General features: G+C 44.5%; 27 protein-coding genes. 10 read left to right on the top strand and 17 right to left on the bottom strand.

Annotated features, from left to right (window positions below):
- Nucleotides 1–76: 76 nt before the first annotated feature.
- Nucleotides 77–961 carry a LysR substrate-binding domain-containing protein gene (locus ATB74_RS13505; protein WP_061018883.1) on the bottom strand — a complete coding sequence of 295 codons (885 nt, stop codon included), beginning with the start codon at nucleotides 959–961 and terminating at the stop codon, nucleotides 77–79.
- A 104-nt stretch (nucleotides 962–1,065) separates the two neighbouring features.
- Between ATB74_RS13505 and ATB74_RS13500 the strand changes: the two genes are divergently transcribed.
- Entirely contained in the window at nucleotides 1,066–2,394 is a 1,329-nt protein-coding gene (locus ATB74_RS13500) for a 6-phospho-beta-glucosidase (RefSeq protein ID WP_061018882.1), read from the top strand.
- A 108-nt stretch (nucleotides 2,395–2,502) separates the two neighbouring features.
- Entirely contained in the window at nucleotides 2,503–3,267 is a 765-nt protein-coding gene (locus tag ATB74_RS13495; RefSeq protein WP_060982915.1) for a carbohydrate deacetylase, read from the top strand.
- 17 nt (nucleotides 3,268–3,284) lie between these two features.
- Here ATB74_RS13495 and soxR read toward each other — a convergent pair whose 3' ends face one another.
- Nucleotides 3,285–3,725, bottom strand: coding sequence for a redox-sensitive transcriptional activator SoxR (soxR, locus tag ATB74_RS13490; RefSeq protein WP_061018881.1), 441 nt, complete (start codon nucleotides 3,723–3,725; stop codon nucleotides 3,285–3,287).
- A 152-nt stretch (nucleotides 3,726–3,877) separates the two neighbouring features.
- A complete protein-coding gene (locus ATB74_RS13485; protein ID WP_061018880.1) occupies nucleotides 3,878–4,837 on the bottom strand; it encodes a LysR family transcriptional regulator in 960 nt (319 codons plus the stop codon).
- 130 nt (nucleotides 4,838–4,967) lie between these two features.
- Between ATB74_RS13485 and ATB74_RS13480 the strand changes: the two genes are divergently transcribed.
- Complete coding sequence (locus ATB74_RS13480) at nucleotides 4,968–5,780, top strand: enoyl-CoA hydratase/isomerase family protein (protein WP_061018879.1); 813 nt, start codon at nucleotides 4,968–4,970, stop codon at nucleotides 5,778–5,780.
- Between the two features lie 102 nt (nucleotides 5,781–5,882).
- Here the strand turns inward: ATB74_RS13480 and ATB74_RS13475 are convergent, their stop codons facing one another.
- The 3 genes from ATB74_RS13475 to ATB74_RS13465 form a co-directional block, all read right to left on the bottom strand.
- The gene (locus ATB74_RS13475; RefSeq protein ID WP_061018878.1) at nucleotides 5,883–6,404 is read right to left on the bottom strand and encodes an NADPH-dependent FMN reductase; all 522 of its coding nucleotides are present in this window, start codon (nucleotides 6,402–6,404) and stop codon (nucleotides 5,883–5,885) included.
- 252 nt (nucleotides 6,405–6,656) lie between these two features.
- Nucleotides 6,657–8,219: a glutamate synthase-related protein gene (locus ATB74_RS13470; protein WP_061018877.1), complete on the bottom strand. Its 1,563-nt coding sequence runs from the start codon at nucleotides 8,217–8,219 to the stop codon at nucleotides 6,657–6,659.
- A gap of 226 nt (nucleotides 8,220–8,445) precedes the next feature.
- A complete protein-coding gene (locus ATB74_RS13465) occupies nucleotides 8,446–9,003 on the bottom strand; it encodes a DUF1439 domain-containing protein (protein ID WP_060982921.1) in 558 nt (185 codons plus the stop codon).
- Between the two features lie 284 nt (nucleotides 9,004–9,287).
- On the opposite strand from ATB74_RS13465, the gene ATB74_RS13460 reads away from it, so the two are divergent.
- A complete protein-coding gene (locus ATB74_RS13460) occupies nucleotides 9,288–10,631 on the top strand; it encodes a sigma-54 interaction domain-containing protein (RefSeq protein WP_061018876.1) in 1,344 nt (447 codons plus the stop codon).
- Nucleotides 10,632–10,722: 91 nt separating this feature from the next.
- Here the strand turns inward: ATB74_RS13460 and ATB74_RS13455 are convergent, their stop codons facing one another.
- On the bottom strand, nucleotides 10,723–12,513 hold the full coding sequence (locus ATB74_RS13455) for a hypothetical protein (RefSeq protein ID WP_061018875.1): 1,791 nt from the start codon (nucleotides 12,511–12,513) through the stop codon (nucleotides 10,723–10,725).
- Nucleotides 12,514–12,912: 399 nt separating this feature from the next.
- On the opposite strand from ATB74_RS13455, the gene ATB74_RS13450 reads away from it, so the two are divergent.
- The 4 genes from ATB74_RS13450 to ATB74_RS13435 all read left to right on the top strand — a co-directional run bounded on the left by ATB74_RS13450 (nucleotide 12,913) and on the right by ATB74_RS13435 (nucleotide 15,958).
- On the top strand, nucleotides 12,913–13,299 hold the full coding sequence (locus tag ATB74_RS13450) for a thiol-disulfide oxidoreductase DCC family protein (RefSeq protein ID WP_061018874.1): 387 nt from the start codon (nucleotides 12,913–12,915) through the stop codon (nucleotides 13,297–13,299).
- Between the two features lie 221 nt (nucleotides 13,300–13,520).
- Nucleotides 13,521–14,864 carry an ABC1 kinase family protein gene (locus tag ATB74_RS13445; RefSeq protein WP_060982924.1) on the top strand — a complete coding sequence of 448 codons (1,344 nt, stop codon included), beginning with the start codon at nucleotides 13,521–13,523 and terminating at the stop codon, nucleotides 14,862–14,864.
- A gap of 84 nt (nucleotides 14,865–14,948) precedes the next feature.
- On the top strand, nucleotides 14,949–15,494 hold the full coding sequence (locus tag ATB74_RS13440; protein ID WP_060982925.1) for a glutathione peroxidase: 546 nt from the start codon (nucleotides 14,949–14,951) through the stop codon (nucleotides 15,492–15,494).
- The gene (locus ATB74_RS13435; protein ID WP_060982926.1) at nucleotides 15,491–15,958 is read left to right on the top strand and encodes a DUF3429 domain-containing protein; all 468 of its coding nucleotides are present in this window, start codon (nucleotides 15,491–15,493) and stop codon (nucleotides 15,956–15,958) included. The genes ATB74_RS13440 and ATB74_RS13435 overlap by 4 nt, the downstream gene beginning before the upstream one ends.
- A 42-nt stretch (nucleotides 15,959–16,000) precedes the next feature.
- On the opposite strand, the gene ATB74_RS13430 is transcribed toward ATB74_RS13435, so the two are convergent.
- From ATB74_RS13430 to ATB74_RS13410, 5 genes are all read right to left on the bottom strand, one after another.
- Nucleotides 16,001–16,435, bottom strand: a complete 435-nt coding sequence (locus ATB74_RS13430; RefSeq protein ID WP_061018873.1) for a GNAT family N-acetyltransferase — start codon at nucleotides 16,433–16,435, stop codon at nucleotides 16,001–16,003.
- A gap of 49 nt (nucleotides 16,436–16,484) precedes the next feature.
- Nucleotides 16,485–17,099: a LysE family translocator gene (locus ATB74_RS13425; RefSeq protein WP_060982928.1), complete on the bottom strand. Its 615-nt coding sequence runs from the start codon at nucleotides 17,097–17,099 to the stop codon at nucleotides 16,485–16,487.
- Nucleotides 17,100–17,208: 109 nt separating this feature from the next.
- Complete coding sequence (locus ATB74_RS13420) at nucleotides 17,209–17,562, bottom strand: hypothetical protein (RefSeq protein ID WP_081090117.1); 354 nt, start codon at nucleotides 17,560–17,562, stop codon at nucleotides 17,209–17,211.
- Between the two features lie 116 nt (nucleotides 17,563–17,678).
- Nucleotides 17,679–19,115 (bottom strand): lipopolysaccharide biosynthesis protein, encoded by a 1,437-nt coding sequence (locus ATB74_RS13415; RefSeq protein ID WP_060982930.1) that lies wholly within the window; start codon nucleotides 19,113–19,115, stop codon nucleotides 17,679–17,681.
- A 16-nt stretch (nucleotides 19,116–19,131) separates the two neighbouring features.
- A complete protein-coding gene (locus ATB74_RS13410; protein ID WP_060982931.1) occupies nucleotides 19,132–20,058 on the bottom strand; it encodes a glycosyltransferase family 2 protein in 927 nt (308 codons plus the stop codon).
- A 316-nt stretch (nucleotides 20,059–20,374) separates the two neighbouring features.
- Between ATB74_RS13410 and ATB74_RS13405 the strand changes: the two genes are divergently transcribed.
- Nucleotides 20,375–21,523, top strand: a complete 1,149-nt coding sequence (locus ATB74_RS13405; RefSeq protein ID WP_061018872.1) for a glycosyltransferase family 4 protein — start codon at nucleotides 20,375–20,377, stop codon at nucleotides 21,521–21,523.
- Nucleotides 21,524–21,715: 192 nt separating this feature from the next.
- On the opposite strand, the gene ATB74_RS13400 is transcribed toward ATB74_RS13405, so the two are convergent.
- From ATB74_RS13400 to ATB74_RS13385, 4 genes are all read right to left on the bottom strand, one after another.
- A complete protein-coding gene (locus tag ATB74_RS13400) occupies nucleotides 21,716–22,489 on the bottom strand; it encodes a ribonuclease H family protein (RefSeq protein WP_061018871.1) in 774 nt (257 codons plus the stop codon).
- A gap of 81 nt (nucleotides 22,490–22,570) precedes the next feature.
- A complete protein-coding gene (locus ATB74_RS13395) occupies nucleotides 22,571–22,900 on the bottom strand; it encodes an AzlD domain-containing protein (protein WP_061018870.1) in 330 nt (109 codons plus the stop codon).
- A gap of 2 nt (nucleotides 22,901–22,902) precedes the next feature.
- Nucleotides 22,903–23,631, bottom strand: a complete 729-nt coding sequence (locus ATB74_RS13390) for an AzlC family ABC transporter permease (protein WP_061018869.1) — start codon at nucleotides 23,629–23,631, stop codon at nucleotides 22,903–22,905.
- Nucleotides 23,632–23,744: 113 nt separating this feature from the next.
- On the bottom strand, nucleotides 23,745–24,578 hold the full coding sequence (locus ATB74_RS13385) for an AraC family transcriptional regulator (RefSeq protein WP_061018868.1): 834 nt from the start codon (nucleotides 24,576–24,578) through the stop codon (nucleotides 23,745–23,747).
- A 247-nt stretch (nucleotides 24,579–24,825) separates the two neighbouring features.
- Between ATB74_RS13385 and ATB74_RS13380 the strand changes: the two genes are divergently transcribed.
- Nucleotides 24,826–25,164 (top strand): hypothetical protein, encoded by a 339-nt coding sequence (locus ATB74_RS13380; protein ID WP_081090116.1) that lies wholly within the window; start codon nucleotides 24,826–24,828, stop codon nucleotides 25,162–25,164.
- Between the two features lie 101 nt (nucleotides 25,165–25,265).
- Here the strand turns inward: ATB74_RS13380 and ATB74_RS13375 are convergent, their stop codons facing one another.
- Nucleotides 25,266–26,684 carry a DUF4832 domain-containing protein gene (locus ATB74_RS13375; protein ID WP_244270922.1) on the bottom strand — a complete coding sequence of 473 codons (1,419 nt, stop codon included), beginning with the start codon at nucleotides 26,682–26,684 and terminating at the stop codon, nucleotides 25,266–25,268.
- Nucleotides 26,685–26,686 lie beyond the last annotated feature (2 nt).

The following is a 26,686-nucleotide window of genomic DNA, read 5'->3' as shown; positions in this document are numbered from 1 at the left end:
AACTAACCTCTTCTTTTATTGAAAGAACCACCTAAACTAGACCTATAATTCGTGTTTGTCTAGGCACGCTATTCGGTCACAACTGTTGCTTAACCCATTGAGAAAACACCTGAAACTTAGTTCGTTGCTCCATGCCTTTCGGGCACACTAAATCATACCCTTTGCCCGATTCAATGCTCATAAATGGCGCGACCAACAAGCCTTGTTCTATCTGCGGTTTCATGAACTCTAACCGTCCTAATGCCAGCCCCATAGATAGTATCGCAGCATCCATCGCCAAGCGGTTATCGCTGTAATAGTCACACTGAAGCGCGCAGTCGGTATCACTTTGAACTTCATACAACCAACGCTGCCACGCAGTGATATCTCCACTGTGAATGAAGCGAACATCATCTAAGTGTTGAATGCCTTGTTCTAGTTTAAAGCGTTTCGCGTATTCAGGGCTGCACACTGGGGTTCTTACTCCACTGAATAATCGCTCACTGTAATGGTTTGGGTAATGGCCTTCGCTATAGAAAATTGCCACGTCATAAGGTTCAAACTGGAAGTCTGACTGGTTCTGCTTGGTTTGCAGTTTGATGCTTAGATTCGGATACAAACGTCTGAATTCCGGCAAGCGTGGCATTAACCACGAGGAAGCGAAATAAGGCGATGTCGCGATATACAACTCCCCGCTTAGCTCACCCGTTTGAATATCCATGAGTTCGGAAAAGATAGACTCAAATGAGACGTTCAACATAGATAGCACACGCAGACCTTCTGGCGTCAGTTCGAGCTTTCTTGTCTTGCGCACAAACAGGTTGAACTTCAATTGTTGTTCGAGTTTTTTAATGCGATGACTGACCCCTCCCTGAGTTAAGAAGAGCTCATCGGCGGCAAGCGTAAAGCTTAAATGTTTAGCCGCAACACTGAAGGTGTGCAGCAGTGACAGCGTTTGTTGGCGATTTTCGAACAGCCCCATGGATTAACCTCACTAATTCATAAGTCGTCATAACTGGTTTGTCGGTGTATGTAACCATCATATAAATTAAACCAAGTAATCTACAACATTAAATAGTGAACAGCATGCAACAGAATCAAAAACTCAAAGTAACTGTGATTGGTGGTGGATCAAGTTACACCCCAGAGCTCGTTGAAGGACTGCTCAAGCGCCATCACGAATTGCCTATCTCTGATCTGTGGTTGGTCGATATCGAAGAAGGCATGGAAAAAGCAGAGATAATCGCGGCGCTCACCAAGCGAATGATAAACAAAGCAGGCTGTGAGATTAATGTTCACCTCACCACAGATCGAAAAGCTGCCCTGAAAGACGCGGATTTTGTCTGCTCTCAATTTCGCGCCGGAAGAATGGAAGCCAGACTACGCGACGAGAGGATTGCTCTGAAATATCGTATGATCGGCCAAGAGACCAATGGCTTGGGTGGCTTCTCTAATGCTTGCCGAACCATTCCGATTGCACTCGAGATAGCGAAAGAGATGGAAGAACTGTGTCCGAATGCATGGTTACTCAACTTCACCAACCCATCAGGCATGGTAACGGAAGCACTGATTAAGCACTCAACCATTAAAACCGTTGGTCTATGTAACGTTCCCGTCAACATGGAGCTAGGCGCGGCGAAAATGCTTGGTGCAGAACGTAAAGATATAACGATGCAAATCGCCGGATTAAACCACCTAGTTTGGGCTCGTAAGGTGCTTCATAAAGGTGAAGACAAGTTGGCAGAGCTCATCGAGCAACTCCTCGGTGGTAACGATCAAATGATGCCAAAGAACATCCCTCCCTTTGAATGGGACGCTGAATTGATTCGTTCTCTGAACATCGTTCCTTGTGCTTACCTACGTTACTACTACCAATCCAGAGACATCTTAGACAAAGAATTTACTGCGTCTGAAAACAGCACCAATCGCGCAGACTTAGTTTCCAAGGTTGAACATCAGTTGTTAGAGATCTACAAAGATCCCATGCTCGATACCAAGCCTAAATTGTTAGAAGAACGAGGTGGTGCTTACTACTCTGAAGCGGCCTGTGAGCTCATGAACAGTATCCACAATAACAAACGTTCTATCATGCACGTCAACACTCGCAACAATGGTGCGATTCAAGGATTACCCAATGACTGCGCGGTAGAAGTGAGTTCGGTAATCACCAGCAGTGCGATCCTGCCACTGAACGTTGAACCTTTTGATAGCGACACGCTGCGCTTGATTCAACAGATGAAAGAGTTTGAAACTCTGACCGTTAAAGCGGCGATGACGGGTGACATCGCAACAGCAAAACGTGCTCTGATCTTAAACCCTATCGTCGATAGTGGTTCGCACATCGACGAGGCTTTGCAAGAAACTATTCGCGAGAACTTAGACTTCATGCCCGCGTTTGCTCATCGACTCGCTTAATGTAGCCTTTGTTAGCAGCCAATAAGCTCGGTGATAACAGCAAATGAGCTAAGTCACAGCAGAGTTCATTCAAGATATTGAATCCAAATCTTTTAATAAGAGGTCATGATGAAATTGATACTCAACGCCGATGATTTCGGCCTCACTGAAAGCGTGAACCACGGCATCGTCGACTGCTTTAAGGCGGGGTTGGTTAAGTCGACCACCATCATGATGAATCAACCGGGTACACAAAACGCGATTGAGCTCTATCATCAAGGTTTAGTCTCTGAAGTTGGCTTGCACTTTACGGTCACTGCAGGCAAACCATTGACGTCACCAGAGTTAGTTCCGAGCTTAGTCGACGAACACGGCCACTTCTTTAGCAATGTTACTCTGTTCGATAAATCAGATGTGAATGAAGATGAGGTGGTGCTTGAACTCAACGCGCAATATCAAGCCGCCCTCGATGCAGGTTTAGAGATCAACCATATCGACAGTCATCACTTTGGTGGTGTGTTTAAACCTCTAAAAGCAGCATTTACCCGCACAGTGAATCGCATTGGTCTTCCAGTTAGACGAATCGATAACATCTTGAGTGGCCAAGATACACTGCGAGTGCCAACGCCAGATGCTTTCGACATGCGTTTCTTTGACCAAGGCGTATCGCTGAATGGCCTGAAAGATTTATTACTGAGCTACCAAGCTATGATGCCTAACGGTGTACTTGAGTTAATGTGTCACCCTTCATCAGTGGCAAGTGAACAGCTTAAGTCCCTATCAAGTTACAGTGATAAACGAGTCGAAGAGTATCAACTGCTCACTAGCCCTGCGCTAAAACAGTGGTTGGCTGACCATCAGATTGAGTGCATTGGATTCGACGCTCTCAGATAGGGAACCTTAAGTCAGGGCTACTCAACAATCCTTTGTGCGCCCTGTCCTTGGTCATGCAAGATATCATCAGGATTTAACAAGTTGCACTTTTGCATACTCAAGCATCCACAACCGATACAGCCTGTTAAGTTCTCTTGTAACGATTTAATCTGCGCCATCTTGCTGTCCAGTTGCCCCTGCCATTTCTTCGCGACGCGTTCCCAATCTCGCTTAGTCGCGGTATGGTTCATCGGCAATGTTGATAACTCTTCGGTGATCTCTTCGAGCGTGAAGCCTATCGACTGCGCGACTTGTATCAACGCGATTCGACGCAGCATCGCCGACTGATACCGGCGCTGATTACCATTAGTACGAATCGAAGCAATTAACCCCTTGGTTTCGTAAAAACGTAAAGCCGAAGGAGCCACGCCACTGCGCTCTGCCAACTGGCCTATGGTGAGGTATACGATGTTTCTCATGATCTTTCACTTCCTGTTTGCATAGCCGTTTCGTCCTGATAATGAACAGTATAATAGAGTTAACGTTAACTTGAATTTTTGGTTCAACTTTAGGTTTTGCCTAGGTTACAAAATACCCCCAATAAAGACCCCTAACGCATTGATTCTCTAAGCTATGATTTTTTTTGCCTATTACCATACATGTTGTCGAACCCAGGAATGCCTTGCTCCCAAACGGGCTTATCTTCACCGACAATCGTTTTCAATGTATCAATGAAGAGCTTGGTTTTTATGGGTGCATCTCGATGTGGGTACACCGCATAGAAAGTGCCAAAGTCATCTAAGTTTAAGTGAGTCATAATAGGCACCAACTCACCACTGAGCACTTTATCTTCAATCATCTGCGCCGTGACGACCGCGAGAGTACTGCCAGTTAAAGCGCTCTTGGAAATCATCTCAACGTCATTCACTTTGTAGGTAGCATTAAGCTGGAAATGCTGCATTTGCCCCTCCTGATCGACATAAGAAAACTTATCGATCAACAAACCCGGAGCAGCGTAAATAGTCGCAGGTAATGACTCCAGCTTTTCGATGGTGTTGATCTCGCCATGCTGAGCAATGAACTCAGGTGAAGCAACAATCAACAATCGACTTCTGGCTATCTTACGGCTGATGAGACTAGAGTTTTTGGGCTTACCAATACGGAAACCAATATCAAACCCTTCTTTAACCATATCAACGATTCGATCTTCGAGTCGCAATTCAAAGTCCACATTTGGATACTGCTTCTGGAAAACCGCAATCGCCTGCTGAACATATTGTCGACCGAACATGGTAGAGCTGGTGATTCTTAATAACCCTCTAGGCTCTGCATGATAATTTTGCGCCAAGCGTCGAGTATCATTCAACAATGCACGCAGCTGATACGCTTGATTGACCATCTCATTGCCTGCGGCAGTCAGAGATAACGAACGAGTGGTGCGATTGAGTAACCGAACATCAAGCTCTTCCTCAAGGCGGCTGATCTGTTTAGATATAACGGAACGGTCGACATTTCTTTGCTCCGCAACTTTGACAAACGAACCTAGCTCAACCACTTCAAGTAACAATAATAAACGACTCGATATATCCATAACGCCCTTTGTTGCATTTAGAGCACCAATAAAGTGCCAATATGACTATTTTTCTCATCTTATTACAAATCTATAGTAGCTGCACATAACGGAGACAACATTCAGTCCCGACCTAATAGAGGAACACCCCATGACACTACTATCTGTGACTAACCAAAATGGCATTGCAACCGTATCGATCAACAATCCACCAGTGAACGTGCTGACTTTCGACTTGATCAACGAGATCAATGCTTTTGTGATTTCATTGCAAGATGATCGTGATACTAAGGTTGTGGTATTTAAATCATTACATGAGAGCTTCTTTCTGGCTCATCTAGATCTCAATGTGATCAACGGTACGCAAGGTGGACAAGCCGGTTCGATTGAATTCAACCATATGATTGAAAACATCAAATCAATGAAGCAAGTCTCTGTTGCGGTGGTTGATGGCGTAGCTCGTGGGGGCGGCAATGAATTTGTGATGGCGTGTGACCTTGCTTATGGCACTGAAAACTCAGCGTTCGCACAACCAGAAATTCATGTGAACATCCCAACAGGTGGTCAAGGCGCGGTGCAATTTGCGAGACGCATGGGCAAAAACAAAGCGCTACAAGCTTTGCTGCTCGGCAACGACTTTACTGCTCAACAAGCAGAAGACCGTAACATCATTACGCAGTTCGTACCGAAGGCAGAGCTAGAGGGTTTCTTAGCCGCGACACTCGGTGTAATCAGCCAATTAGAAGTACGTGATATCGTGATGTACAAAGAGATCATCGCTGCTTCAATCAAAGATGAGCAAGCGGGTGCCGAGCTAGAACTGCGTTACTTCTTAGAGCGTGCAAAAGAGCAAAAAACCGCAGCAATTATCGGTGCGTTTCTAAAACACGGCGGTCAAACCGAGCGTGAAGCGAAAGATATTCAAGGCATCTTCGTTGACACCGCTGCAGAACTATCACAATAGGCAATAACACAATTAAATGGCCTTCGCTTGATGGCCATTTATGTATCTATTTATCTATTTATCTGCGCACCAATGTAGTAATTATCTCACTCACTGAAGCAGTTAGATCTGACTCATGATCGATTTCAAGTTCTCGGCCATTTCGGCATTGATGATCTCACCCGTTTCTACATTAAAGTTGTCGTAGAAACTTGGCACCGACATCGAACCTTTCACATCTGCATCAAAGTAAGGTGCAGACTGTACCGCAGACGACAACACAGAACTTGCGCCACCAGGGCCTGGTGATGTGGAGAGCATAACCACAGGTTTGCCTTGATACACTTTCATGTCGATTCGTGATGTCCAATCAAACACATTCTTAAAGGCTGCGGTGTATGAACCGTTGTACTCAGCAAAAGAGATGACCACAGCATCAGCTTCACCAATCTTGCTAAAAAAACGCTGCGCATGTTGATGAACGCCGGACTCTTTTTCTCTGTCTTCACTGTAAATAGGCATCTCGAAATCATTAAGATCGAGAACCTCTACTTGCGCGCCCTCAACTAAGCTTGCGGTGTACGCTGCTAATTGTTGGTTAATCGATGCTTTACTGTTGGTCGCGCCAATTGCTAATACTTTCATTGTTGGTTCCTAATTCATTTGTATCACCTTTCCACATTCATGGTTTCAGAGGCGATTGTCTGTGTATTTAGATTGGGGATGATGATAAAACCTCAAGTTAACTTGAGGTAAAGCGATATTTTTAAAAAATAGGAAGTAATTTAAAAATACTTATAAAGCAGTTAATTACGAAAGGTTAAACATAGATTGGCATTGCACTGGCAAAAATAAGCACACCCAAAATACAGTGAGTGTGCTTTATCGAAATACTATTTACTTCAGTTGGTTTAATGGACTGACACCAGAGTAAGCGACTCCAGATAGCTCGGCCATTTCGCGATTCCATGTTGCTAGATCGTGAGGGTTAAACTGATTCAAATGATCATGACCACAAGCTCTCGCCATCACTTGCATCAATTCAGTCGAAGCTTCGAAAAAGTTCTTCAATTGATTCGATGCCTTCTCAACATTTAACCGTTGGCGTAAATCGGCTTTTTGAGTCGCAATACCCGCTGGGCAATTATTGGTGTTACACATTCGGGCGGCAACACAACCTATCGACTGCATGGCACTGTTTGAGATGGCGACTCCATCAGCGCCAAGCGCCATCGCTTTTACGAAGTCCATCGGAACACGAAGCCCACCAGTAATGATTAAGGTGACTCTGTCACTTACGCCTTGCTTGTCTAGATAGGCTCTGGCACGAGCAAGCGCTGGAATGGTCGGCACACTAATATGGTCACGGAACATTTCTGGCGCCGCCCCAGTACCACCGCCTCGACCATCCAAAATGATGTAATCGGCACTGGCATCAAGCGCAAACTGAATATCCTCTTCAATATGATTGGCACTCAACTTGAAGCCAATTGGGATCCCGCCTGTCACTTCTCGAACACGATCGGCGAACTTTTTGAAATCCTCGACGGTTTTTAGATCAACAAAGGTGGGCGGAGAAATCGCGGCGGTACCCGCTTCAATGCCACGTACCTCTGCGATCTTACCTATGTTCTTCGCGCCCGGTAAGTGCCCGCCCGTTCCGGTTTTCGCCCCCTGCCCACCTTTAAAATGGAAGGCTTGGACGTTTTTAAGCTTGGATTCATCGTAACCAAATTGTGCACTGGCTAGTTCGTAAAAGTAACGTGAGTTCGCCGCTTGCTCTTCGGGCAACATTCCGCCCTCACCCGAGCAAATTCCGGTTCCCGCAAGCTCCGCGCCTGTCGCTAAAGAGATTTTCGCTTCTTCAGAGAGTGAGCCAAAACTCATGTCCGACACAAACAAAGAGATGTCCAATTTAAGTGGCTTCTTCGCTTTAGGCCCAATAATCAGTTCAGTACCGACGGGCACATTTTCCAATAACGGCTTGGTCGCCATTTGTGCAACCATCACTTGAATATCATCCCAGTGAGGTAAGAGGTGCCTAGGCACGCCCATAGAGGTCATAGGCCCATGATGTCCCACTTTGGACAAACCATCACGCGCCAGTTGGTAAATAAACTCCACGGTAGGCTCTTCTTTGGTTGCGCTTGCCTCAGGAGATAAATCAGGGGCTGTCGCTTGAATGTGAACTTCAGGGCCTTCTTGCCCCACTTGCTCTGTAGTGAACTGTTTATGAGTGCCATCGCAAAAAGGGAGGTTGTTCGAATACTTACAGCGGCACAGGTAAGCGTCGCCGGTTTCCTCGGCCACGAAACTCTTTGGTTTGAAGCCCGTTCCTGCATGAGAACCATCACAAAACGGTTGGTTTTTCGATTTGCCACAGGTACAGAAGTAATACTCCTCGCCTTCGGTTAGCTCGACCTTAACGGGTTTGTTATCCGCTATTACTGGATTCTTCATAGTTCGCTCACCTTTTCTTTTTTATGATTTGATGACTGAAGCGATGACTTGCTCACAAGAGTAAAGTAAAGGTGAGATACGCGGCGAATTCAATAAATGAGCCAGAGAAAACAAGCTTAATAGACAGCCTAAAAACAGAAGTATTGCTTGTTCAACACAAACAAAAATGGCCACCAAATCGGCAGCCATTGTGTTTTAAATCTGAGTCCAAGCTAAACGGGAAGGGTTAATCAAATAACTCGATGACCAGCTTGTTGTCTTTAATCACTAAATTAGGTTCCGATGACTTGATCAATGACTCTTGAACCTTATTGCTGTCCAATTTGTAAACCGGTGACTGAGACAAAGCAAAGCCAATCATAGAAACGGCAGGCTTAAGTAACTTCTCTATTTCAGGAGAAAGCTGCTTTCCCTTCTCCTCAAAGCGCTCAAGACGCAGAGACTTTAAGTAGACCTCACCACTCTCTTTGTCGTATTCGGGAATCGCGCTGAATTCGATATCCAGATCTAGCCCCATGTTTGGCATGTTAAACACTTGAACCTTTGCATTGGTATTCGCCAGAACAGACACTCGCTCGGCATCAGCTCGACCAATTTGCACCGCTAAGTCATCAACCGCCACTTGCGCATACATAACGTTTTGCACACCGACTTCTTGTTCTAACATCACCGAATCTTGCAGGTAGTTCGTCATTTCTTGTTCAGTAACGCTGTAGCTCACACAACCACCTAGCACCAGCGCAGACGCTGCTAAAATGAACTTTTTTGCTACGTTAATTATCATCAATATCAGCTCTTTATCGTTAGTGATTAGCGCGGAGTTTACTGTGTGATCATCAATAAATAAAACAGTAAAGACACGATATTCGTGAATACCTTTAATTAATAAGCACAAATATCAGTAAGTAAAGCACCTGATTGGCCTTCCTGCTTAAGACAACGCCATTTGTTAGTTCAAATTCGTCAAATTTGTGTAGTCGAATTAATTAAACTCTTCTAAGCTTATGGGATATTTAGGGGGCTTACTGTAGGTTTCATCATGGAGTCGAAACATGAAGAGTGAGCACAATGCCATCAGCGAGAGTATCACCTGAACCTAAAATTCGTTCTGTGGTTCTGCTATGTAACTCAACATGCCTGCACCATAATCAGTGGGCGGAGGAACTGCGCCTCCATAACTGGAAAGCTCAAATTGCAGAAACGACCGAACAAGCCATTCACTGGCTCAATTCCCACAGCCACTGCTGCGCACCAATTGTCGTTTCCTGTCTAACATCATCCTCGGTCGACAAGCAATGTGAGCAAATATCAACGTTGAAGGCACGCTTTCCAAGTTTAAAAGCAATCGCTATCTTCAAACAACCACCAAGCCGCAACTTATCGCTCATTAAGCAAACCTATTGGGATTATTACCACCTACCAATTGATACAGAGTGGCTTTGTCGAAATTTAGGGCATGCGTATGGCATGGTAGACACCAAACAGAACAAACCTAAGCCTGCTTCATGCCATGAATATCAATTGGTGGGGAAATCCAGCACCATCCAACAACTTAAAAAGAAAATAACTAAGATCGCTAACAACGATTTCCCAGTACTGATTCAAGGGGAAACAGGTACAGGAAAAAGCCTCTGTGCACGTTTAATACATGAGGCCTCAGCCCGCTGTCAGAAACCGTTTATCGCTGTAAATTGTGGCGCAATACCACAGTCACTGGTTCACTCCGAGTTGTTTGGCTTTGAAAAGGGCTCGTTCACGGGAGCAAACAAGCGCTACGTCGGACATGTAGAAAGAGCGAATGGTGGCACACTATTTCTCGATGAGATCGGCGACCTGGAACTGTCGCTGCAAACTTACCTGCTCCACTTTCTAGAAAATAACTTGATAGAGCGATTAGGCAGTAACAACCAACTAACTGTAGATTGCCGTGTAATTTTCGCCACCAACGTCAACATAGAACAAGCCGTCGCGGCGGGTAAATTTCGAAAGGATCTCTTTCATCGGATCAATGTACTTCCATTGGATCTAGTGCCACTCAATGATCATAAAGAAGACATTGAAGATTTGATTCGATTTGAACTAAAACACAATTACGCATCCAAAATCAAACTGCCTAGTGACACCCTTGAGCAAATGAAACAGTACCACTGGCCGGGCAATGTCAGGGAATTATTCAACTGCATAAAAAGAGCGATTGTTCTTTCTAACTCAAGCGCCCTTTCTACTCATCATATGAGGATTCAATTGAAAGGTGCATCGCTCGCCACTGAGAGTGACACTGGACTTTCTTCAAAAAATGTTCGTCGAGTGATTCAGCAACACCACTACAATATTTCCCAATCTGCTAAAGCGTTGTCTATTTCTCGGACAACCTTGTACAAGCTGATCAAAAAACATCAGATAGTAATTTAAGTCGCCTAGTTAATTAATTACCTAACTAAAAAAAGCAGCCTAACGAACTAGGCTGCTTTAGAGTTTAGTTGTACTCAGTTAATGAAAGTACTTATGGCTCAGGAACAGTAAATGGACAAACATCACAGGTTGCAATGTTCGATGTTTCCATAAATGCTTCTTGCAAGAACAGCGAGTCAAACGTTGCTGTCACTTGATTCGATAGCATTCCGTCTACTCCAGTTGGTAACACATTTGGCGCATAAGTTTTGCTTACTTGTGTACACACTTGACCAATCGCATCACCAAAGTTCGGTATCCACTCTCCTTCACCCGTTTTACAAGCAAACAACTCAGGTTCGGCACTTAATACGCTACATATATTACCAGCACCACACGTGGTCACATCCTCAAGATCATCACAAGGTAAAGCGAAGTCGAGGTAATAACTGCTGTTGACGACTTCGGTAGGTAAGTCAGAACGGCTCAAAGAGTCATCCTTAGAATCCACCAGCGATTCAATGGCCAATGGGATATCACCAGTATTACATATTTCAACATCATAGGTTTTCTTAAGCACAACTTGACCACTATCAACCTCTAAGAAGCTATTACATACCTTAGAAATCTCAACCATCGGACTCAAGTCTATTGGCGGACAATTGTAAGCTACAGGAGCTTGAGCATTCACGATAAGCCCATCAAGGTCTACTGAACCATCGATCACACCAACGGCACCATTATTCACAGACAAGTAATTACCCATGAATGAGAATGACTCACCGACACTCCACACTTCATCACCGTTACCCACGACAGGAAGCGCACCTAATATTGGTGACTGAGATAAAAAGGCCACTTGGTAATCACCATTGGTGCCTAACGAACCAGGACCGGAGTTGGTGACCGTCACGGTGTAATCGATGTTAAACATGCCATCAACCGTAAAGCTGGTTGTGTTACAAGTCGCCGCTATACTGATGCTACATAAACTGAATGAACCGACAACGAAGTCAGCCAAAGATGCATCAATCGAACGTGAAGCTCGTGACTCGACTAAGAAGCTACTGAAACAAGGAATATCCTCAATACCAAACTCATCATTCAACAGAGCTGACAAGTTTAATCGACCTTCCACAAAGCTCTCTGTCGGAATTGACGTTGTTTCACCAGTTTTAGCTAGGTAGTCCCAACCTTGCACGTTCGGTAGCGGTATTGCCCCGATAGAATCATCATTTGAAATCGCACATATCTTATCGACACCAACAGCGCCACTGCCACATCTTGCACCCACGAAATCATTCGATTTAGGGTCACCGTCTGTTTGGAAAATTCTCGTCATATTGTCGGTGACATCGCCATTATTTAAATCCCACTGAAACACTTCTATATAGGGATTACCGCCACTCGCCTGAGGAAATGAAATCAAGACAAGAATGTCTCCATTGACATGCTGCCCAACAAAGTCGCCCTTAGTTTGTCCATCTGGTAATCCTACTTGGTCTTGTAAGAACCAGAAACCAATGTACATATCACCATTGTTGGCATATCGGTCGGCACCAAAATAAATCAGCAAATCACCTTCGCTTTCAAAGGCAGCAGCATACGCATTGGTAAAGTCATCTTTTGGTTGTGGTGACGCAGTACGGAACGCCCAATCCGTAATATCTGAATCGTCTTTTGATCCCCCCTTCCAAAAAATTTGATCGATACCGTTACGGTCTTTTTCGAAAAATTCTGCAATCCCAACCATGCTGTTGGGATCATTTACATCGTCCCAATCAATACCGCTATTATCACTGGTCGCATTACCATCAAGTTCCATAACATCAACCGTAGCCCACACCAACTGAGGGCTACTAAACAACAAAAGCACACTGAGTAAATAATTTATAACCTTCATGTTCTCTCTCCATTTTTCCGTACTTATGCTTTCAGGATGTTCTGCCCGCCCAAATTGGAGAAATCCTTTAGCAATTCGTAGGTTCGATAGAGCATATTCCAAGCCAACATCAACTATCTGATTTGGTTGATGTTTATATATTTAAGGCACACCTCTATTGGACGTTTTGTTATCATTTGTCCATAAACAAGGGATTTGACCACATAATCAAGGACTTGAAAGGGTGAACAAAGTGTCAAAGTAAGACATCTTTAGAGCTTTGATTCGAGGAGAGTGATCTTTAAAAGGTACAATAGCGTAGCCATTTTAACATTCTAAAATAATACGCGATTGAACTTAAGGGTGCCGACTTAACGGTCAACTGAAGGTTCTTTTAAGCAAGCCACAGGCGAACAAACAATGACACAACTGAAGATATTTTATGATGGCACTTGTCCATTATGTGCGAAAGAGATGGCTGCGCTCGCCAAGTACGACACTGAGGGGAAGATCCAGACTATCGATATCTACAGCGAAGCGTTTGCAAACTATCCTCAGATTGATGCGGATGCGGCCAACACAGTGCTGCATGCTCTTGATGAGAACGGAAAGCTACTACTTGGGTTAGATGTGACCTACCAAGCATGGAACCTAGTAGGAAAAGGTTGGCTTTATGCGCCATTACGTTGGGCCATATTTAAGCCATTTGCAGACTGGTGCTACCTGAGGTTCGCCAAGAATCGATATAAAATCTCATTCTGGCTAACCGGAAAATCACGTTGCAACGGAAACAGCTGTACGAAATAGTATTGAGTTAAGACATACCACTGGCGACTTTGTAGTAAACGATGCCAAACAGTGCAGCAAATACTAGTACGGTAAGAACGACTTTCAACCAAATAAACTTCATGCTTTGTCCTTTTCAATCGAGTTACTGATTCAGGCGACAAGTTATCACAACAAGACATAAGGTTGTGTAATGATTGATAGAACTTTGTAGTGAACCCTGATTCCCAGAGAGAGACTTTATGTCGGCAAAAGAGAGAAACCTTCCCACTCATAGACTTTCTAGATTCAGCAAGTTCGCCTCGCTGGCGACAAGAGTCGCAGGTAACGTGCTAACAGAAGGCACCAAGCAAATTGCGCAAGGCAACAGGCCCAAGGCAAAAGATTTACTGTTAACGCCACAGAACATTGCTCGCTTGACCGACCAGCTCGCGCACCTGCGTGGAGCTGCGATGAAATTAGGGCAAATGCTTTCAATGGATGCGGGAGATGTCTTAGAGCCAGAGTTAGCCGACATTCTTTCTCGCCTGCGCTCAGACGCTGACCCACTGCCAACAAAGCAGCTCAATCAAGTCTTAGAAAGCTCACTCGGAAACCATTGGAAAACCGAATTCCTTTCCTTCAACTTTAAACCGATTGCCAGTGCATCCATCGGACAAGTTCACCAAGCGTACAGCGATGCTGGAGACAAGCTCGCCGTCAAAGTCCAATATCCAGGCATTCGAAAAAGTATCGACAGTGATGTAGATAACGTTGGCACACTGCTCAACATTGTTGGCTTGATACCCAAATCGGTCGACTACAAAGGTTTGTTAGAAGAGGCTAAAAAACAGCTCCATGATGAAGCGGACTACGCTCGCGAGGCTGACTATGCGACTCGTTATCACAACGCACTAAAAGAGCACTCACACTTCGTCGTACCTAAGATTCATCCGCAAGTCTCTTCAGAATCCGTGCTCGCCATGGACTTCATTGAGGGCGTATCAATAGAACAGATAGAAAGTTACGACCAAAGCACCCGTGACTTTGTGATGCACAGCCTGCTTGAGCTCCTATTCAAAGAGTTGTTCGACTTTAAGATGGTGCAAACTGACCCTAATTTCGCCAACTACCTTTATGTTGAAAACACCCGACAAATTGGCTTGTTAGATTTCGGAGCAACCCGTGAATACAGTGACCGCTTTAGCAAGGGTTATCGCTTGGCCTTTTCCTCTGTAATTAACAACGATGAGCAAGGGCTCAACCAATCGTTAGAGCAGATTGGATTCTTCAGCAAGACAATTCTCCCTGATCAACGCCAAGCGATTCTAAACCTTGTGAAAATGGCGTGTGAGCCGATGTTGGTAGATGAAGATTACGACTTCAAAGCAAGTGGTTTAGCGCAACGTCTTCGTGAAGCTGGAACCATTTTGAGCATGGAACAAGAGTATTGGCATACCCCACCCGCCGATGCGTTGTTCCTACACCGAAAAATTGGTGGTATGTATCTATTAGCAGCTCGCCTTGGTGCGAAAGTGAATATCTGTCGCTTGGTCGCTCCCTATCTTATGTCAGAGAGCAAAAGCACAACTCAAAACGCTAGTTAAAGAGACAGTAAATAATACGCAAAGTGATCATTTCAACGTGCTCAAGAGTAATAACCATTACGCCAACTAAAATGAGCCAAACCTATGAAATGTTCACTACTTTGCTCAACCATCCTGATTACAAGCCTCACGAGTTCCATCGCCTTTGCAGCGAGCTGCCCCGAGATACTCAATGGCAAACAGCGCTTGTTAAATTCAACCGAAGAAATTGCGCTGTGCGATGAGTTTAAAGGCAAAACTCTGTTGGTGGTAAACACCGCTAGCCAATGTGGCTTCACTCCGCAATTTGAGCAGCTCGAACAACTTCATCAAACCTACAAAGACCAAGGCTTCACCGTTATTGGTTTCCCAAGCAATGATTTTCGCCAAGACAGAGGAAGCGAGGAGCAATCCGCTAAAATCTGCTACCTAGATTATGGCGTCACCTTTCCGATGATGGCGCGCGCTTCACTCTCAGGGCCAGACGCAAACCCAGTCTTTGCCGAAATCCAACAACAAGCCGGTATCAAACCAAAATGGAATTTCTACAAGTTCTTGGTCAGCAAAGAAGGCAAAGTGATAGCAACCTTCCCGAGTTCTACATCGCCAACCAGTAGTACCCTCAAAAATGCAATAGAGCAGCAGTTATGAGGTCAGATTACATGGACACAACTCAAACACGCAACACCATGGCCAAGCTCGGTTATATGGGTTTAATCCCCTTTTTATTCGGCCTACTGTTATCACTCACCGACAGCCAATTCTTTAGCTTGAGCGGCGAAACACTCTTCATCACCTACAGCGTGGTTATCTTGAGCTTTTTGTCGGGCATCTTGTGGGCCAATGGGATAGAGAACTTCGAAAGCCAATCCAGCAACAAGACTCTGATTCTAAGCAATGTTATTGTTTTGGCAGCGTGGCTAGCGGTGCTACTCGGTGAGCAGCAAGAGTTCCTCACCACACTGATTCTGATCTTAGGCTACATTGCGGTTTGGCGAGCGGAGAGGTCAATAAGAGAAGAGAACCAAAGTGAAGGCCCCGACGGCTATTTTGATATGCGAACCCGATTAACCTCTAGCGTGGTTTTGATGCACGGTATCGTGATGTTGACCTAAGGGTGCGATGTCTGCACCTAGATAGACACAATGAAACGGAAGCTAGACGATGAGCTGCATGACCAAACGAGGCTCATCGTCACCAAAATAATTGCTCTCTTCCTTGATGGTCACGAAACCCATCGACAAATACAGATCACAAGCCGAGCTGTTATTTAGATCAACGGTAAGCAACAGCTTGGAATCTTGTGGCAAGGTTTCTATCGCCTGCTGCATCAATGAACGGCCAATCCCCATGCCTCGGTAAGCAGTATCAACAGCCAGAGACAAAACCCAATACTCTTGTTGTTTGTCGGTTGGTGTCATTAACACATAGCCCGCAACCTGCGAATCCTGTTTCGCGACCAACAAGCCCTTTCCCCAACAATCAAAGGCCTGACGAAAGAAAAACAGCGGATAGGCGTGATCGCCAAACAAAGCATGTTCCAATTGGTAAATATTAGCGAGCTCTTGTTTTCCCGCACAAACAACATTCATACATCGACCTTAAAAAGATTAACCATAAACTAAACAAGCAAAATGAGAACTACTGACGGCTCACCAACAAATTCGCACCCGATATGGCAAGAAACACAGAGCATGCTTTATTGAAGCGCTTAGCCATTTGAGGTTTTGAAAACCAATTTCGTAGATATAAACCAAATGCCGAATAGATAGAAATCGCGAGCATTTCTAACACAAGAAATGTGCTTCCCAAAACAAAGAATTGAGTATTTACGTTCGCTGAAACATCAACAAATTGAGGAAGGAATGCAGTAAAAATGAGTATCGCTTTTGGATTGCCCGCTGCGAGTGCAAACTCTTGTTTAACCAGACCAAGCCAATTCTTATTTCGTTCGACATCCGCGACCGGGCTGGCTTGTGAGCGCCATAGGTTGAACGCGATCCACAACAGATAAATCGCACCAAATAGCTTGATCAAGAAAAACAGCGTTTCAGAAGTATAAAGCACAACCGCTAAGCCAGATGCAGCCAAAGCAATCATGCCAGAAAAAGCGAAGATTCTTCCTAGGCCAGCGACAAAGGCGGCCTGAAATCCATAACAACGGGCGTTGTTCATTGATAACAAATTGTTTGGGCCCGGAGTCATGTTGAGCGCAAAACAAGCGGGGATAAACAGCAGTAACTTCCATATTTCCATTGGTATTTCCCAGTCTCAATATGCCAAGGTTGTCGTATCATTAAATGAGATATGACCTTTTATAGCAGCTATTACAACTAGTACCAATCCTACTGCCGTACCCTTTCAACTAATTCTCAAAAAATTTCTCGTACTCTGGTGTCGCTAAGTTTTCTGCAATCCCCATTTCACCCACTATGTAAATGGCACTCGCAAGGGTTTCGATGGTTTGATTAGGCTCTCTATCGGGCACTTCACCAACAACAGGAACCGACTGACGAGCAGATGTTGAATTGCAGACCACGCTTTCACAAACGATATTGTGTTGTTCCTGCTGCGAAACTTCAGGCGGCTTGAAATCCGATGAATTGAAGTCGGGAACAGTAATACCCTCACTTGAAAAATCAGAGGTGCTGTATGAGGCCGCTGAAAACAGAGAAAGGAGCAGCATCCACTTATTCATATATCTTTCCATCGTTAGCATTCACTGAATTTATAAATATTATCTAATTCGAACCATTATGAACAGTGTTTTATTATTACGAATAAATAAGCTCCTGTGAGCCTATCAGAATGCTCAGCACTCGGGATAAGACGAGTTCAATTCACGTGTGAATGCTTACCCAGCATCAACTTATCAAGTAGCGTCTGAGGAATAGGGATAACAGAGTTTCGAACAAAAACGATAAGTGTCACGATCGCTACAAAGCTACCTACAATAAAATCATGAACATCATCCAGCACCCACCCAAGAAGCCTATCACTGGTGATGGCAAGTACGGCGATACTCACCGCAGCCATCCACTTACGATGATCATAAGGCAAGTATTCCATCTTTTGACTCACGATATAGAGCAGTAACAATCTCACGGTATAAGTGCCACAGAGCACCATCACAACGCCCCATACTTCATAGATAGGTGTCACAACAAAATAACCAATAGCTGCTAAGGCTGCACACCCACCCTGTATCCACATTTGCGATTGACTTGAGTCACCACTAAAGCAGCCTAGATTAAGGTAATCCCCTGCACTCTTTATTACACCAATAGCCAAGAGTGCCACGACGATAGTCCCCGCGTACTGATAACTACTTGGTAGAATCAAATCAATAAATCCAGGTACAGTGAGGATCATCAAACAGCCCAAAACAATGGCCAGATTAACGCCTACTAGCGCTCTCTCCGCACACATTTTATGACCACCGGATTGTTGAAGCATGGCAACACGATTTGGAAACCACCACAAAGCATAAGGCTGCAGTAGTAAGCCAAGAAGCAACGCAAACTTGCCACTGACGGCGTAGATTGCAAGTTCTTCAACACCAACAAAGTTCGCCATAACCCATCGGTCTAGCCCTGTAATCATGTATATCGAAGCACCACCGACTAACGTGGGTAACCCAAATTTTAGAATCTTAGCAGAGTACTTGAGGCTGCCAAATGTACCCATCTCTTGCCATTGATAACGTAATAAACACAGCATCAACAAAACACTCGACACCGCGGACGATATCAGAACACCATCAATGCCATAGCCTGCTTCCAGTAGGATAAAGGTCATTGCAGCTTGCACACTCGCCTTCAATACATTGAGCATGCAAAAACGTTTGGCCATCGCATTCATTCGCATCAATGTTAGCGGGATAGAAATCGCACCATCTAGCATGGTAGGTATCAGTAGCAGTAGGATTTGATAAGGCTGGAACTCGACTGGCAGCATCAATAACAACAGCGGCATACTAAGAGCTATTAAGGCACCTCCTAACACGCAGACTAAAACACTCAAAGTGAAACAGTTGGAGACAAGCTTTCTCTTTTCTTCACCCTCAGCCACCCCCACATATCGATACATTGCCTCAACAATACCGAAACTAAATAGGATCGTCCCTATATCAGCCAGCAAGACGATGGCCTCTAACGAACCGTATTCAACCAACGTCATTTTATGGGTGATATAGGGGATCATCACAAGAGAGATCCCTTTCATCATCACAATACCGATGGCGTAATAGGCGGACTGTTTTAGTGAACCCATAGGAGACACCTATTCCCTACCATGCAGGCGTTAGGAAACTCTTACAGTCCCCAAGAAGATGTCGTAACGTTCGTTTTTGTGGAGCCAAAACTAACGAACGGATACTGTATGAGATGGCCAGTCGGTTTTTTTGTAAGCCTCGATAATAGTCAGCGTAGCCTTCCAGAATTCTTGCTTTTGCGATTTTGAAACTCGAAGTTGATAGGTCCCATCGTTGACTGTCATTTTGGTAACGCTGAAGAATAGCTTCTATAGACTGCAAATTTCTCAATTTAAGACTTTCCGTTTGGGTAACGGAACTCGATCTCATCAAGTAGCCTACTTGCACTGAGTTCAATACACCAATCTGATGATTTTCACTCATTCGAAGCCACAACTCCCAATCTTCTGCGTATTTGATATCAGGGTTGAAACCGTCTGTTTGAGAAAACACATCCGCTTTCACCATGACCGTCGATGTTCCAATGACATTGTTTTCAATAATGAACTCTAAAGGCTTCTCGATATTGATGAACAGCTCGTCTTGATCTTGAAACTGCGACCAATAACTAAAGCAATCGACTATCACTTGGTAGTCTTCAGTGAGATGTTCGTAATTGGTAAAGCTCATCGCGAGATCTGGGTATCGTTGGTGAAATTCGAGTTGATGTTCGAGCTTTTCGGGTAACCAGAAGTCATCAGCATCTAAAAAAGCAATGTATTCACCCGTTGCTTTCGCTATTCCAAGGTTTCTCGCTTGAGGTGCGCCAACACCCAAAGTGGATAAGGTAATAATGCGCTCATCGTCTATCGACGCGAGATACGTCGACGTTCCATCGTTACTGTTATCGTCAATGACAATGAGCTCAACATCTTGATGAGTCTGCTTTAGTACACTGCCAATTGCTTTCGGCAGGTAATCCAAGCAGTTGTAGGTAGGAATAACAACACTTACTTTAGCCATAATGACGCCCTCAGATTTATACGTTATATGGCTGACGTTGCATGTTCTATGCCGAGAGTTTCTAGCTACAAAATCACTTCTAGATCAGCCACCTACGCCTCCATTCCCAAAATGACGACAAAACGCATCAGGTCGAAAAACCTACAACTTCAATTTGACTATCAATTTGAGAAAACGGGACACTTCTAGGTGGCTAGCCTTCAGAAAACCATTGAAATGCCCGCCAAAGCTACGATTTGATCTTGGTTCGTATCTTGCTTTATTGGTTATTAGTTTGGCTTGATAGCTTTAATCATATGGATTTGAGGAGCAAAGAATGAAGAAAGTAGCATTTGTGGCGCCAACCTACCCTGTACTCAGTGAGACCTTCATTCAAACAGAAGTCGACTCCTTGAAAGATTGTGGACACGATGTCTGTGTCATGACCTTCAAAATTGAAAACAGCGAAAAACAATTTGACTACGACATTGTCGAAATTGGCAAAGACGTTCAGATGGGTAAAGTGACCAACATTAGCTGGCTAGGATTGGTCAAAGCTATCTCATTTATTTCTAAGCAAACCAGTATGCCTAAAAAATCACTGTTCGCTTATGGATTCAAATTAGCACTGCAACTCGCAGAAAAAGACGTAGAACACGTTCATGCACATTTCTGTCAGCACACCACAGCTCACGCTATCGTAGCAGCAAAGCTTCTCAATATTACTTGCTCGTTTGTCGCTCATGGCCACGATGTTTACGAATTCGCTTATGATATTGAACAGAAAATCTCTTCGAGTGATTTTGTGGTCGCTGTCTGCAAAGACATGCTCGCGGACTTCAATACCATGGCGAAAGGAAACGTTAAGCTCCTACACTGCGGAGTAAATACCAAACAATTCCAACTCAATCCAAAAACTGAAACGAAACAACTTCGCTTTGTTTTCCTTGGCCGGTTAGTTGAACAAAAAGGTCTCCACCACCTTATTGATGCATTAGCACCGATAGCCCAACCTCTTGATATTCATCTTGATATCATCGGTACTGGTGATTTAGAGCAACAATTAAAATTGCAGGTAAAAGAGCAAGGGCTCACTCGAAACGTGACCTTTCTTGGCGCCAAACCTAACGAGTGGGTGAAAGAGAAACTGTCGAACTATGAGAGCCTAATCGCACCATTCTGCTTTTCCGAAACAGGATGTGTGGATACCGGACCACTCGTTTTAAAAGAAGCGATGGCCGTAGGCACACCCGTCATTACGACCAACATCATGGGATGCAAAGAGATCGTCTCACCTGAAACCGGTTTTGTGGTTAGCGAAAAGAACGTTGAGGAATTAAGAGAAGCGATTGAGCGTTTTGCTCAGTTGAGCAGCAATGATAAAGCGTCAATGGGATTAAAGGCACGTCAGAGAGTGAAGGACAGTTTTAATTCGATAAAGCAAGCTCAGCAATTATCTCGCTGGATAGAAGACCCGGCTCGATAGTAGCTAACTAAAATCGCTAATTACTACTAAGGCAACTAATTAACACTTAAGAAGCTAAGCACCACCAGGCTCCACAAGAAAAGCAAAGCGCTACATCAACTTCAAATGTAACGCTCAATTTAGCATCTTCTAGCTAATTATGAGATCTTCGGTTTTCAGTAACTTTTATTAGCTTTTCATTAAGAATCCTAGCTAGCCAGCTCGCAGTGCCAAAATAGATTCAATATCTTCGATATCACGATATTGAGTCAGTTGTTGCTCTTGCGATGAAATAGCCACAATCGACATTCTGTCGGCCAATTCGTTACCTTCAATACCAACGTGTCCATTCACATGGTAGATGGTAATTTTTGAAACCAGTTCTTGGTAGAGCGCATAGGCAGGTTTAATAATATCGAGGTTTTTGATCTCGCCGCCCGACTTCGTCCACCCCTTTTTCTCCCAACCAGTTGCCCACTTAGTAATACAATCTATCGAGTACTTAGAGTCACAATAAATCGCAACAGACAAACCTGAGTTTAACTTCTCTCTCGCGAGCAAAAACGCCTGTTTAAGGCCATGTAACTCGGCGGTATTGTTGGTACCAACAGGCTGATACAAGCCATACCACAATTCTGTTAATTGGTTGTTTTGGTAAACCGCCAACCCCGTCCCTGCTTCACCAGGGTTTGGCTCACAAGCACCATCGGTAAAGATCTTGATATCAAAAGGCATATCAGTGATTTGCTGCTCTGAAAGAGGCGGCACCTTTGCTTTCGTCGACTTACCCGTAGAGCTTGGCTTTGTAGCCGTAAAACCTGACGCAGACGACGTTTTACCACCGAAAGCAGACTCAGCCTCGCCTAGTGTTGGAAACGATTTATATCTCGCACCAGCAAAGCCATCGACTTGCGATTTACACTCGTTCCAAGTGGTAAAAATACCCGGTGTGCGACCGTTCCAGACCACATAATATTTCTTAGCCAAACTAACTCCTTTCCAAAACCTAAACACACATACAGTGAATCAGTACATTAGATGCCACCACGCTATACGTTGCAAGGTCTATCAGTTAAAAAGGTAATCAACCGCAACGAGGTTATAGAACAAAAATACCGCCATGCTGACGCCGATCGTTAACAGCACATTGCCTGTTTTCCAAATCAGCAAGCCAGTCACCACCGCACCTATCAAGTATGGGTTTTCAAGGCTTGGCCAAAATGTTTGTTCAGGAGCAAATACAATGGGTCCCCAAATCGCTGTCAGTACCGCTGGGCTTGAATAGCGTAATAGGCGTCTTGCGGTTTGATTGAGTCGAAGCGGGATTGCAGGTTCTAGAAACAGATACCGACTAAAGAAAACAATCGCAGTCATGAGTAATATCGTTAACCAAATCATCTCTATTTCCCCTCTACGATTGTCTTGTTACCGTTGCTTCGCTCTTGGAACGATTCGCTGAAAAAGCCAGCTAACATACCGGCAATCGCTGCAATCATTAGCCCACCCTCAATATTGTTAACCGACATGGCAACCGAAGTGACCAGAGAAACAACCACACATACCACGACGGGTAGAGTGCGAATTAATGGAAAGACCAAAGCGATAAAGGTTGCTGCAACCGCGAAGTCGAGCCCAATTTCGTTGAGTGACGGAATTTGACTACCGGCGACAATGCCAACAAAGCTTGCAATATTCCAAACGAAGTAAAATACCCCACCTACGCCAACTGCATACCAACGATTAAATTCCTGCTGAGACTGCCCACTGCAAATCGCAAACAGCTCATCGGTAAGCCAAAATCCAAGTAATAGACGCCAACGCACAGGAAGGTGACTGATTTTGTCGCGCATCGATACACTGTATAAAAAGTGCCTTGAGGTAATGAACAGTGTGGTCAGAAGCATAGTACCTAAGCCAATACCCGCTTTGAACATGCCTGCAGCAACAAGTTGTGCCGACCCTGCGAACAAAATAGCCGACATCGCTTGCGCTTGAAGTTGATTCAATCCGGCATCTATCGCATATGAACCGGCTAGAATTCCCCAAGGGATTACCGCAATACTCAAAGGCATTCCCGCTAAAACGCCCTTCCATAACTGTGTTCGTCTATCCATTATTTCACTATCCATATAATTCTTTTCTCTCTCACATTGGCTATTCAATGTAAAAAGAGCTGAGTTAGTTCGATTGTACAAACTTGCTCGATTTCGTACCCCTGTTCGCCGCACTTAGCCACGCCAGTTTAGAGCATTTTGACGTATTGCCCTGGCGTGTAGCCATTGGCCTTTTTGAAGTGTCGATGAAAATGGCTTTGATCATGAAAGCCACATTCTTGAGCGGTATCTGAAATGGTATGTCCTTGTTTCAATAACTTACGCGAAAGCCTTAGCCGAGATTGGATCTGATATGCATGCGGCGGAAGACCAAACTCTTTTTGAAAGGAACGTACTAAATGATACGGGCTCAAAGCCGCTAACTTTGACAGCTCCTCTAAGGACACATCAGCTTGTGGAAAATCATCTAAGAACTCTTTCACTAAGACAAGTTGGCGCTGAGTTTTCCCATCTAGTTGGGGTTTAAGCGGCGATTTTCCGTGTCGGCTAATCAGCTTAACCAACATCCCATACATCAAGGTCTCTCTTAACAAGCGATTGTCGGATTCATCAATCGTGTTAAAGGCCAACCTCAATTGATTGGCGAGCTCAGGGTCTTCAACAACCGCTCTTGGGAAGTATGGCGCACCGTAGCTCGGTAGGTTTAACTCTTGAGTGATCTTGGCAAGTTGCTCTGGGAGTGGATACATCGCTCGATACGCCCAACCGCCTTCAGTGGCAGAGTGGCCGCTATGAACTTCATCGGCATTCACAAGAATAATCGCATCTTGTGGTGCAATATGATGTCCGCCCGTTCGATAGAAACGCTGAGCGCCCTGCTCAATAACCCCAAGCGTGTAGCCCTCATGGCTATGGCGCGAGAAGTTCTGCTTCTCGTATTCAGCATTAAGGATTTCAAGGCCACCGAGCTCTTCCGTTATCTTATATTCGGCCTTTTCTTTAGAGCGCTTCTTGTTCTCCATAACGATTCCCAAGCCTGTTAATTATCGAGCGACTTATCAGTCTACTCTATAGGCTCTTTCAACTTTTGTACAAAATTGCGCTTTTGTTTGTTAATACTGTTTTTATCGTTGCTTTAGGCTCTCGCGATATTGCTTTCTAACTGAGAGGAAAGTCTAGGTATGCCCCGAGTTGGCAATAAATTGACAAATTAGTAAGGAAGTCATGGCAATACTGTCTTCTAATCATCGGCAATAGACCTGATACACCATGAAAAACACGCTAATCCTTCTCTTTCTCTTCAGCCTAACTGGGTGTACTCATAACCAGTCGAAAGCACTAAGTATGAATTCCTCGTCCGTTAATACATACCCACAATCCATGTCAAACCTTCAACTGTGCGATACCTTGTATTACGGGAGACCGAGCAACCAAACACTCGCAGCAATTGGCAGTGAATTTAATCGAAGAGGATTATCCAAGAGTTGGTGTGATACCGAAACCAACAAGCTCTATCTAACAAAGACCATTGATTGGGTTGCTGACCAAATAGAAGACAAGGAAGCTTCTGAGGAAGAGGCATCTGCTACAGTGCTACCTGCGGACTAATGTAGTTCACAGAGATGAATAACTCATTCTCTAGAGTATGCATTAAAGCTGAACATGGACAATATAGTTAACAAAATACCTTTATAGGCTCATTATTGTCATTACTCTTCAATGATAACTTCACTTAGCCGATACCAACCATCCGGCTGTTTCCCCGTATTGGCCAAATTCAAAGGCTCGCTGTCGCGACTTTCACTCACAGCTATTTCGATATAATAGTGACCGACATTCAGCCCTATCGGCAATGAAAAGTTCGCAATAGATGTATACTCCCCAGGGAGCCAAGCTTCGCTACTTGTACTATCTTTTGCAAACGAAACCACCTGATCGTTGCTGTTTACTAACCGATAATACGCATAATAAGGTTGGTATGTTGGTGCCACGCCATCGTTAAAAATATGAGCTTCCAGAGAAAGGTTTTCCCCCGTCGACAGGTAAGCTGAATGACGAATCGTATCGACTCGAAAGCGATACCCAATTTTAAGCAACGCATTATCTAACAAATCGCGGTACTGTTCGGGAATCGGCTTCGATTTCAAATTTAGGCTACTCGCATGCTGATTAATCGCCCAATCTAATGAGGCAGCCACTTGAGCTCTTGTGTAGTGTTGCGTGGCTAGCCAACCATGCATGTCACCACAGACTTCAAAACTAACCGGCTGGCGCTGCCAAGCCGTATCAAATATTGGTGTTTGCGAGTTTACTTGTTGAATTCGGTACGGGTAGTCATCGTTCATATGACTCCAAGTAGGGCCAAAATTATGCCAATCGCCCCAGCAATCGGCACGCCACCCTGCACCTTTTTCAATTGCGTATACGAGAGAATCTCCCCCACTGATAAGCATTAATTTTGCAGTATTTGGAAACGCTGAAAAATGCAGATCAACGAACTTATTTAGCTGCTGATATGAATACCTACTAAGTAGTGGCTCAAGCTCCGGAAAGTTGCTGTTATGCCACTCTCCCCAAGAACCCACCATACCGATGTCAATCTGAGCAAGCCGCGAGTCATTATCGTAACGTTGCCCAAAAGCACTAAGTAATTTTTCTACATAATATAAATAGGTTGGGTCATCGAGATCGGCTACGAAGGTTTTTCCATTTTCAACCCACTGCCCTTCGATACCTTTATCTATGAGCCATTGTGGAATTTTTGTTCCTGAGAATGGTTCATCAAGTGTCATAAAACGCAAAGCTACTCGCTTTGATTGCTTGGTATTCTGTTCAAGCAAGTCATCAATGAGAGAAAAGTTGTACTCACCTTCGCTTGGCTCAAGTTCACTCCAATAATATCGGTAGTATCCCATTCCCGAGACAGGGTATTGCTCAAGAGTTAATACGCTACCCCACCCATCGTGAAACGTTTCAACCCCCATGCCTGGATTAGAGATAGGCGTATTGAGTGCCGTGATTGACGTCACTTTCTCCCCGACTTCGTCAGCATAGGCGTGTGAGGTAACAAGGCACACTAAGGATAATAAGTATAGCCATGAGCACTGCCAGTTAATGACTTTTTTCACTT

Source organism: Vibrio splendidus (genome assembly GCF_001557875.1).
GTDB lineage: Bacteria > Pseudomonadota > Gammaproteobacteria > Enterobacterales > Vibrionaceae > Vibrio > Vibrio splendidus_F.
This window is presented reverse-complemented; position numbering and strand designations above follow the sequence as displayed.